This is a genomic window from Pantoea sp. Ft-CA_14 (assembly GCF_024520875.1).
GTDB classification, from domain to species: domain Bacteria; phylum Pseudomonadota; class Gammaproteobacteria; order Enterobacterales; family Enterobacteriaceae; genus Pantoea; species Pantoea agglomerans.
Map to the genome: position 1 here is coordinate 93,078 of NZ_JALNPM010000010.1, position 9,791 is coordinate 102,868.

Below are 9,791 nucleotides of genomic sequence, written 5' to 3' on the forward strand. Positions count from 1 at the left end.
GGCCAGATGGCCCTCTATTCTTAACGCTTGTTCTTTTTCATATGCGCCAGCAGACGCTTACGTTTACGCTGCTGCGTTGGCGTCAGCAGGTTACGTTTGCCTTCATAAGGGTTATCACCCTCTTTGAACTGAATACGAATTGGCGTTCCCATCACGTTGAGTGATTTACGGAAATAGTTCATCAGGTAGCGTTTGTAAGAATCGGGCAGATCCTTAACCTGATTACCGTGGATTACCACGATAGGCGGGTTATATCCCCCCGCGTGCGCGTATTTGAGCTTAACGCGACGACTGCGTACCAGCGGTGGCTGGTGATCGTCTGCCGCCATGTTCATGATACGGGTCAGCAGCGAGGTGTTTACACGCTTCGTCGAACAGTCATAGGCTTCAGTGATCGACTCAAACAGATTGCCGACGCCGCTGCCGTGCAGCGCAGAGATAAAGTGAATGCGGGCGAAATCGATAAAGCCCAGACGGTAGTCCAGTGTCTCTTTCACTTCATCACGCACTTCCTGCGACAGGCCATCCCATTTGTTGACCACAATCACCAGCGAACGACCACTGTTGAGAATGAAGCCAAGCAGCGACAGATCCTGATCGGAAATACCGGCATGGGCATCAATCACCAGCATCACCACGTTGGCATCTTCAATCGCCTGCAGCGTCTTGATCACCGAGAATTTCTCTACGGTATCAGAGATTTTGGCACGCTTACGCACGCCCGCCGTGTCGATCAGAACGTATTCACGTCCATCACGCTCCATCGGAATATAGATGCTGTCGCGGGTGGTACCCGGCATATCGTAGACCACCACGCGGTCTTCACCGAGAATACGGTTGGTAAGCGTTGACTTACCTACGTTAGGACGGCCAACAATCGCCAGTTTGATCGGCAGGCCCGTCGGGTCGAAGTTTTCTTCTTCCTCGGCGGCTTCCTGCTCAGCAATCTCGTCAGCTTCAAGCGCAGCCCAGTACGCCTGGTTCTCTTCTTCTTCCGTGAGCTCGACCGTCTCAACTTTGTCCATCCATGGCAGCAGTGCCTCTTCTATCAGGCTGCTCACACCACGACCATGCGATGCCGCAATGGCGTGGATCTCGCCCAGGCCCAGTGAATAGAAGTCCACAACCGCCTGATCAGGATCCATCCCGTCAGTTTTGTTGGCCACCAGGAAAGTCGCTTTCTGGCGGGAACGGAGATGCTTAGCGATTTGCTGATCGGCGGCCATCATGCCCGCACGCGCATCGACCATAAAGAGCACGACATCCGCTTCTTCAATCGCCAGCAGTGACTGCTCGGCCATCCGCGTTTCAACACCCTCTTCGGTGCCGTCGATACCACCGGTATCAATAACAATAAATTCGCGCCCTTCCACTTCGGCGCGACCATATTTGCGATCGCGAGTCAGTCCAGGAAAATCCGCTACCAGCGCATCACGTGTGCGGGTTAAGCGGTTAAATAGCGTAGATTTTCCCACATTGGGACGCCCAACCAGCGCGACCACAGGTACCATAACAAAATGCCTCAATAAATAATTAATCGCCCGAATGGCGTGATTATAACGGCTCTGGCCGTCAAGTTCAGGCTTAAGGCGCAAAGAATACCATGCCTGACTAAAAACGAAACGGCCCCTGATTAAATCAGGAGCCGTCGGAACGGAGGATTTCACCTGCCAGACGTGTACCCGTTAACGGGTAATCGCATAAACCTCACCATCTTTCGACTGGATCAGCAGCTTATCGCTGGCGACCACCGGCTCGGTCTGGAAGCCTGAGCTATCCAGTTTCTGCTGCGCAACAAAACGACCATCCGTGGTGTTCAGCCAGTGCAGATAACCTTCACTGTCGCCGACAACCAGATAGCCGTTGTAGAGCACCGGCGAAGTCAGGTTGCGATGCAGTAGATCGCTTTGACGCCAGATGGCGACACCGCCGTCAGCGTTGAGCGCAATCACACGATCGTCCTGATCGACCAGATAGATGCGGCCGGCATCCACAATCAGATCTTTCACACCGCCAATTTCGCGTTTCCACAAAATCTGGCCGGAACGCAGATCCAGTGCTGTCAGATTGCCGTTATACGCCAGCGCGTAAACCACGCCGTTGACGATAACCGGTGTGGTATCGACATCGTTAAGACGATCGATCTCAGTGGCACCGCTGACCTGGGAAATACGCTGCTGCCAGACCAGTTGTCCCTGGTTCAGCACCACGGCACTGACACGACCATTGTCGCCACCGACAATCGCGCCACCAAAAGCGACAGCCGGAGCAGATTCACCGCGCAGAGACAACGCTGGCATATCCAGGTTAACGCTCCACTTCACGGCACCGCTGCTCTGATCCAGGCCCTGCAACATGCCGTTGCTGGTATGAACCAGCACCAGACCATCGCTGACTACCGGACGTGACAGGGCTTCACCGGCGACTTTCGTCTGCCACGCCAGGCTACCATCACTGCTGTTGAGGGCATAAACCTGGCCGCGCTCGCTGCCAACATAGACCCGATCGCCATCAGCCGTCAGGCCACCTGATAACATGGCTGAGCGATTTTTAGAGAAGAAGCCGGTTTTCTCAGAGAGATCGACTTTCCATTTTTCTTTACCGTCTGCGGCATCGAGCGCTTTGACGATACCAAAGCGGTCGGCAGCATAAACCGTATTATCCTGCCAGGCAGGATGCAGATTTGAGTAGAAATCACCGACACCATCGCCTACCGAGGTGCTCCACACTTTCTGTGGCGTGAACTGATTTTCCACCTTCGGCAACGGGGCCATTTTTACTACATCTTCTTCGCCGCTAAACAGCGAACAACCGCTGAGCAAAGTGACTGAAATCAGTCCCGGCAGCAGGTATTTACGTAATTCCATGCGCTCTCTCTTGACTGGCTTAGCTTAAGTTATTCATCTTCATCTGCATCATTTGCTTCAATGCCGGAGAGGCGTCAGATTCAACCCCTTTACTCCAGGCATCGCGCGCGCCCTGCTTGTCGCCTTTGGTCAGCAGCGCTTCGCCGCGAATATCGGCCACAATGGCTGTCCAGCCATCACCCTTCACACCGTCAAGGGTTTTAAGCGCCGCATCCGCTTGATTCTGTTGCAGTTGAATGCGTGCCAGGCGCAGGTTAATCACCGCCTGCAGATTGGCATCTTTGGTATCTTTCAGTCCGTTTTGCAGCAGCGTCGCGGCTTTATCAAGCTGACCGGCGTCAACATACTGCTTCGCCAGATCCATCGCAGCCAGCGCACCGTAGGTGTTGCTGTTTTCACTGGCAAAACGGTTTACCGCTTCCAGCGTCTCCGGTTTGCCCGCCTGCATGGCGCTGGTGAGCTGCTGATACTGCGCTGATACTGTCTTCGCCGTATCGTCCTGATGACTGCTCCAGTAACGCCAGCCGCCCAGCGCAGCAATGCCGATCACCACGCCAATAGCTAACGCTTTGCCATTGTTGGCAAAAAAGTTGCGCAGCGCGTCGGTCTGCTCGTTCTCATTGCTATACACTTCCACGCAATCCCTCTCCTTTCTATGGTTGGTGCTGTGTCACGCTTACTGTAACAGCGAGCGCAAGACAGCAGCAGCCTCTGCCTGATCCAGCGTTTGCTGCTCGCCACGGCGCAGATCTTTAATCACGACCTGACCGGCTTTGACCTCGTCCTCGCCTAACACCAGTGCGACGCGAGCGCCCCACTTGTCAGCACGGGCAAACTGTTTCTTGAAGTTGCCGCCGCCAAAGTTGGTCATCAGCCTCAGTTCTGGCGCTTCATCACGCAATTTCTCAGCCAGCTGCATTGCTGCAGACTGCACGCCCTGACCTGAAGCGATAACATAGACATCCACATTGCTCGTCGGTTCAAATTCAGGATTAACCGCCTGAACCAGCAGCACCAGACGCTCCATGCCCATGGCAAAGCCAACGGCAGGTGTTGCGCGGCCACCGAGCTGCTCAACCAGGCCATCATAGCGACCGCCACCACATACCGTGCCCTGTGAACCCAGGCTATCGGTGACCCACTCAATCACGGTGCGATTGTAATAATCAAGACCGCGTACCAGACGCTGATTGACGGTGTAGCTGATCCCGGCGTCATCCAGCAGGGCACACAGGCCGCTGAAATGTTCACGTGATTCGTCATCAAGATAGTCGCCAAGCTGTGGCGCATCATTCAGTAACTGCTGAATATCGGGATTTTTAGTGTCGAGAACGCGCATCGGATTGGTGTACATGCGGCGTTTACAATCCTCATCCAGCACCTCTTTATGCTGTTCAAGGAAGGCGACCAGCGCGTCGCGGTAATGCGCGCGTGCTTCCAGCGAACCGATAGAGTTGAGTTCCAGACGAACGTGCTCAGAGATACCCAGGGCTTTCCACCAGCGGGCGTTCAGCATGATCAGTTCAGCATCGATGTCCGGTCCCTGCAGACCAAACACTTCCACGCCAATCTGGTAGAACTGACGATAGCGGCCTTTCTGCGGACGCTCATAGCGGAACATCGGGCCCATATACCACAGGCGCTGCTCCTGGTTGTAGAGTAAACCGTGTTCAATACCGGCTCGCACGCAACCTGCAGTGCCTTCCGGACGCAGCGTCAGGCTTTCACCGTTGCGGTCTTCGAAGGTATACATCTCTTTTTCAACCACGTCGGTGACTTCACCGATGGCGCGTTTAAACAGTGGGGTTTGTTCCACCAGCGGTAAGCGAATTTCGCTGTAACCGTAACTCGCCAGCGTCTGCTTGAGAACGCCTTCAATCCGTTGCCAGAGGGCGGTATCCGCAGGCAGGTAGTCATTCATCCCGCGAATCGCCTGAATATTCTTCGCCACGTTAGAATCTCTTAATGCAAAAAAACCTGTCCGGCATCATACCTTATGAGGATGAAACCGCACAGGTTCAGTCAAAAAAGTCACGCACGCAAACCGCGTACGCCATTATTTTTCCAGATGCTGCACATCAATACGGCGACTGGCATCCAGCATCGACGCTTTAGCACGAATGCGCGCTTCCAGCTGATCGATCATGTCATTGTTGTCGAGACGATCGCGCTGACGCACACCATCCTCGTAGAAACCACTCTTCTTGCTGCCGCCGGTCACGCCCAGCGTAGAGAGGGTCGCCTCGCCAGGTCCGTTGACCACGCAGCCGATAATGGAGACATCCATCGGGGTGATGAGGTCTTCCAGACGCTGCTCCAGCGCGTTGACCGTGCCGATAACGTCGAACTCCTGACGTGAGCAGGTCGGACAGGCGATGAAGTTGATGCCACGAGAACGGATGCGCAGTGACTTGAGGATATCGAAACCGACTTTGACTTCTTCTACCGGATCGGCGGCCAGCGAGATACGCAGCGTATCGCCGATCCCTTCTGACAGCAGCAGACCCAGTCCAATCGCCGATTTCACTGCGCCAGCCCGCGCGCCACCCGCTTCGGTGATACCGAGATGCAGTGGCTGTTCAATCTGTTTCGCCAGCAGACGATAAGATTCAACCGCGAGGAAAACGTCAGAGGCTTTAACGCTGACTTTAAATTGATCGAAGTTAAGACGGTCGAGATGATCGACATGGCGCATGGCAGATTCCAGCAACGCCTGCGGCGTCGGCTCGCCATACTTTTCCTGCAGATCTTTCTCCAGCGAACCGGCGTTCACGCCGATTCGAATCGGAATATTGTTGTCGCGCGCGCAGTCGACCACCATACGGATGCGCTCATTGTTCCCGATGTTACCGGGATTGATGCGCAGGCAGTCGACGCCATACTCGGCGACTTTCAGGGCGATGCGGTAGTCAAAATGAATATCTGCAACCAGCGGGACGTTTACCTGCTGTTTGATCAGCCTGAATGCTTCTGCGGCATCCATGGTAGGCACCGAGATACGAACGATGTCGACACCGACTCGCTCAAGGGCTTTGATCTGATTTACCGTCGCCTCCACGTCAGTGGTGCGGGTGTTGGTCATCGACTGGACAGCGATGGGTGCGCCGTCACCGACCGGCACCTTGCCGACGTAAATGCGTTTGGATTTACGACGGATAATGGGTGCTTCGTTATGCATATTTCTTCTCCACAATTGCCCGGTACGCGATACGCTGTTATTGCGCACCCAACGTCAGGCGAGCAACCTGGTTATTACGGATAAAACGACTTAAATCAACGGGCTGATTCTGATATTGCAACTGAACAGCGGAAGGCGCGCCAATTTTCAGACGATACGGAGGCGTTCCTGCGAGGCTGAGTTTACCACCACTGCGCTGAATGCCGCTGAACAGTTTTTTGCCGGTGGCATCGCTCACTTCCAGCCAGCAGTCGGCGTTAAAGGTCATCACCACCGCATTAGGGTCAGCAGCCGGTTCACTGACCGCCGCTGCACCTACTGGCATCTGAGGTGCCGTGCTGTTATTGGTATTGGTGTTCGCGGCCGCAGGTGCAGCCGCTGAGTTGTCCACGGGCGCCTGGCTCGGTGAAACCACGGCATTGCTGGTGGTATCCGGCTGTGCGGTGGTCGCGCTATTGCTGCCAGTGGCGGCCGGAGCCGCACTCGCTGGCGCACTGGCTGCGCTGTTGTCACTGGTGGTATTGCTTTCGTCAGGCGCGGCAGGTGCCGCGCTGTCACCACTGGATTCACCCAGCGGAATCGACTGGCCGCTATCACCGCTGCTGCTGTTCTGATCGGTCATCGGCACCAGATCATCCTGCGACTCTTTATGATTCTGCCACCACCAGGCACCGGTCAGCCCCACCACCACAAACACCACCAGCCAGGTGAAAATCATCAACCAGCCGTCGCGTTTCTTGCGGCGTTTGCCCAGCGAGAAACTTTGCATCGGCTCGATCTTTGAAGCCCGAATCGGTGTCTGTTTCGCCATCATCGGCAGCAGTTCCTCTTCAGGAATGTGCACCAGACGCGCGTAGGAGCGAATGTATCCGCGCAGGAACGTGGAGGCCAGATCGGCAGGCGATTTGTCTTCCTCGATATCACGCACGGTAGAAAGTTTCAGGCACAGGCGTTCAGCGACGTTCTGCTGCGTCAGCCCCATCTGCTCACGGGCCAGACGCAGGCGTTCACCTGTTGAATGTAATGCAGAGTTTTCTTGAGTGGCTTCAGTATTCATTAGCTAAATAACGCTGGTACTGTATCGATTGCGGAAAACGTCGCGCTAACTGGTCGCCATAACGTGAAACGTCAGCGGCATCTCCCTGTAGCGCGGCGAAACGTAAGTGTAACGCCAGACTTCGTGCCGTTGCGGGCAGCTGTTGCTGGTAAATATCAAGCAAAACCTGCACCTTCGCCAGATGGTTATCTGCCAACTGCTTTTCAGCTTCCGACAGCAGCGAATCAGCTTTGCGTCTGTCAGCCTCAATGGCCTGGCGTAGTGTCCTGCGGGCAGCGGCAATATCGCCAGCCTGCAGATAACAAAACCCTGCCAGTTCAAGCGCGTCATTGCGTGCATCAAACTGCGGTGCTGCGCTTGCCCGACTAAACTGTTGATGCGCTTCGCCATACTGCCTTAAAGCGCAGAGAAACGCACCGTAATTGTTAGCAACAAAACCATTATCCGGGGCCTGCTGCTGTGCCAGTATAAACCGTGCCTGCGCCGCTGTCTGATTACCCTGCTTCTGCGCCAGTCGAGCCAGCGCAAGCGAGACCCGGTAATCCTCTGGCGCGGCGGCCTGTGCCCGCAGAAAGTTTCGCTCAGCTGCGGCATAGTCGCCACCCGCCAGATAGTGCATCCCTAACTGCAGACGCACCTCTTCTGCTCCGGGTTCGTGATGCTGGCTGACACACCCGCTTACAACAAACAGCGCCAGTAAAACTGCAGGTAATCCGTTACGCATAATCGTTTCCATCCGGTTGACGTTGACAGGCTGCAGCCTGCCACGCGTCATCACTTCAGGAAACGCTCTGAGTCACTCTTCTAGAGAGCCTTCACAGAGATGGCTTCACCCGCCATTTTTTTACGCATCGTACGCTTGGTACGGTCGATCACCTCACCGGCTAACTGACCACAGGCGGCATCGATATCGTCGCCACGGGTTTTACGCACGATGGTCGTAAAACCATAGTCCATCAGGACTTTGGAGAAACGATCGATGCGGCTATTGGAGCTACGGCCATAAGGCGCGCCCGGGAAGGGGTTCCAGGGGATCAGGTTGATTTTACACGGTGTTTCTTTCAGTAATGCGGCGAGTTCATGCGCATCATCTGTGCTGTCATTGACGTGATCCAGCAACACGTACTCGATGGTCACGCGTCCCTGATTGGCGTTAGATTTGCCAATGTAGCGTTTCACCGCCGCCAGGAAGGTTTCGATATTGTACTTTTTGTTGATCGGGACAATATCATCACGCAACTTATCGTTAGGCGCGTGCAGGGAAATCGCCAGCGCGACGTCGATCATATCGCCCAGTTTATCCAGCGCAGGTACCACACCCGAGGTAGAGAGGGTCACGCGACGCTTCGATAGACCAAAACCGAAGTCATCCAGCATGATCTCCATCGCCGGGACCACGTTATTGAGGTTGAGCAGCGGCTCGCCCATGCCCATCATCACCACGTTGGTGATAGGACGCTGGCCGGTGATTTTGGCTGCGCCGACAATTTTCGCCGCGCGCCACACCTGACCAATAATTTCTGACACCCGCAGGTTACGGTTAAAGCCCTGCTGTGCGGTCGAACAGAATTTACACTCCAGCGCACAACCCACCTGTGAAGAGACACAGAGCGTGGCGCGGTCCCCTTCCGGGATATAGACCGTTTCCACCAGCTGGTCGCCCACGCGAATGGCCCATTTGATAGTGCCGTCGGTAGAGCGCATCTCTTCTGCCACTTCTGGCGCACGGATCTCCGTCAGCTCCATCAGCCGGTTACGCAGCTTTTTGTTGATGTCGGTCATCTGCTCGAAGTCATCGCAGCAGTAGTGATAAATCCACTTCATGACCTGATCGGCGCGGAAAGGCTTTTCGCCCAGCGACAGGAAGAATTCGCGCATCTGCTGACGGTTGAGATCCAGCAGGTTTATTTTCTGGCTTTTGGGGGAGACGACAATAGGGGATGCTGACGCGGACGTCACAATCTGTTCGGACATAATATTCTCTGGCCTCGTTGTTACACGTTATGGCGCTGTTCAGGGATAGGTGAAAAAAATTGCGCCTTCATTAAGCTGAGTCAATGAAGGCGCAATATTGTACAACATCTGCAGCCTGATAACAGGCGGGAGTGACCTCCCCTACGCAGATTTTTGTAAAGCCGACGTAACGTTTATCGCCAGGCGATTAACGGGTACGTGGGCAGATCTCGTTTTCGCCAAAGAAATAAGCGATTTCGCGGGCAGCGGATTCAGCAGAATCTGAACCGTGCGTGGCGTTTTCGGTGAAGCTGTCAGCGTAGTCAGCACGCAGTGTGCCAGCCAGTGCGTTTGCCGGGTTAGTGGCACCCATCAGGTCACGGTGACGCTGAACGGCATTTTCACCTTCCAGCACGGAAACAACAACCGGGCCAGAGGTCATGAATTCAACCAGACCATCGAAGAATGGCTTGCCCTGGTGCTCAGCGTAAAAACCTTCAGCCTGCTCTTTGCTCAGCTGCAGCATTTTTGCGCCAACGATTTTGAAGCCAGCGCTTTCAAAACGGTTGTAGATAGCACCAATCACATTTTTAGCGACGGCGTTTGGCTTGATGATAGAAAAAGTACGTTCGATTGCCATGATGACCTCTGTCTTAACGTTCTGAAGAAACCGGTGGCGTCCGCCCCGGTTAAGAAACGGCGCCGATTATAGGGGCTGAGTCCGGCATTGCCTATC

Annotated in this window: 9 protein-coding genes; all 9 read right to left on the minus strand. The window is 54.8% G+C overall.

All coding sequences use genetic code 11. The features are described 5' to 3' along the window. Nucleotides 1-20: 20 nt before the first annotated feature. Nucleotides 21-1,511, minus strand: coding sequence for a ribosome biogenesis GTPase Der (gene der, locus NR195_RS15620; RefSeq protein ID WP_010257536.1), 1,491 nt, complete (start codon nt 1,509-1,511; stop codon nt 21-23). A gap of 174 nt (nt 1,512-1,685) precedes the next feature. Then, nucleotides 1,686-2,867 carry an outer membrane protein assembly factor BamB gene (gene bamB / locus NR195_RS15625; protein WP_033769690.1) on the minus strand — a complete coding sequence of 394 codons (1,182 nt, stop codon included), beginning with the start codon at nt 2,865-2,867 and terminating at the stop codon, nt 1,686-1,688. A 19-nt stretch (nt 2,868-2,886) separates the two neighbouring features. Next, a complete protein-coding gene (locus NR195_RS15630) occupies nt 2,887-3,504 on the minus strand; it encodes a YfgM family protein (protein WP_010257542.1) in 618 nt (205 codons plus the stop codon). A gap of 39 nt (nt 3,505-3,543) precedes the next feature. After that, the gene (gene hisS / locus NR195_RS15635) at nt 3,544-4,818 is read right to left on the minus strand and encodes a histidine--tRNA ligase (RefSeq protein ID WP_010257545.1); all 1,275 of its coding nucleotides are present in this window, start codon (nt 4,816-4,818) and stop codon (nt 3,544-3,546) included. 105 nt (nt 4,819-4,923) lie between these two features. Beyond that, complete coding sequence (gene ispG, locus NR195_RS15640; RefSeq protein ID WP_003848692.1) at nt 4,924-6,045, minus strand: flavodoxin-dependent (E)-4-hydroxy-3-methylbut-2-enyl-diphosphate synthase; 1,122 nt, start codon at nt 6,043-6,045, stop codon at nt 4,924-4,926. Nucleotides 6,046-6,082: 37 nt separating this feature from the next. Then, entirely contained in the window at nt 6,083-7,102 is a 1,020-nt protein-coding gene (gene rodZ, locus NR195_RS15645) for a cytoskeleton protein RodZ (RefSeq protein WP_256844698.1), read from the minus strand. After that, complete coding sequence (gene pilW, locus NR195_RS15650) at nt 7,092-7,826, minus strand: type IV pilus biogenesis/stability protein PilW (protein WP_031292207.1); 735 nt, start codon at nt 7,824-7,826, stop codon at nt 7,092-7,094. The genes rodZ and pilW overlap by 11 nt, the downstream gene beginning before the upstream one ends. Before the next feature lie 80 nt (nt 7,827-7,906). After that, nucleotides 7,907-9,076 carry a bifunctional tRNA (adenosine(37)-C2)-methyltransferase TrmG/ribosomal RNA large subunit methyltransferase RlmN gene (locus NR195_RS15655; RefSeq protein WP_010257560.1) on the minus strand — a complete coding sequence of 390 codons (1,170 nt, stop codon included), beginning with the start codon at nt 9,074-9,076 and terminating at the stop codon, nt 7,907-7,909. Between the two features lie 187 nt (nt 9,077-9,263). Continuing rightward, nucleotides 9,264-9,695 (minus strand): nucleoside-diphosphate kinase, encoded by a 432-nt coding sequence (gene ndk, locus NR195_RS15660; RefSeq protein ID WP_003848684.1) that lies wholly within the window; start codon nt 9,693-9,695, stop codon nt 9,264-9,266. Nucleotides 9,696-9,791: the final 96 nt, after the last annotated feature.

Coding starts and splice junctions, on each gene's coding strand:
- bamB (WP_033769690.1), bottom strand. CDS start 2,867: ATGGAATTACGTAAATACCTGCTGCCGGGACTGATTTCAGTCACTTTG.
- ndk (WP_003848684.1), bottom strand. CDS start 9,695: ATGGCAATCGAACGTACTTTTTCTATCATCAAGCCAAACGCCGTCGCT.
- der (WP_010257536.1), bottom strand. CDS start 1,511: ATGGTACCTGTGGTCGCGCTGGTTGGGCGTCCCAATGTGGGAAAATCT.
- NR195_RS15655 (WP_010257560.1), bottom strand. CDS start 9,076: ATGTCCGAACAGATTGTGACGTCCGCGTCAGCATCCCCTATTGTCGTC.
- pilW (WP_031292207.1), bottom strand. CDS start 7,826: ATGCGTAACGGATTACCTGCAGTTTTACTGGCGCTGTTTGTTGTAAGC.
- ispG (WP_003848692.1), bottom strand. CDS start 6,045: ATGCATAACGAAGCACCCATTATCCGTCGTAAATCCAAACGCATTTAC.
- rodZ (WP_256844698.1), bottom strand. CDS start 7,102: ATGAATACTGAAGCCACTCAAGAAAACTCTGCATTACATTCAACAGGT.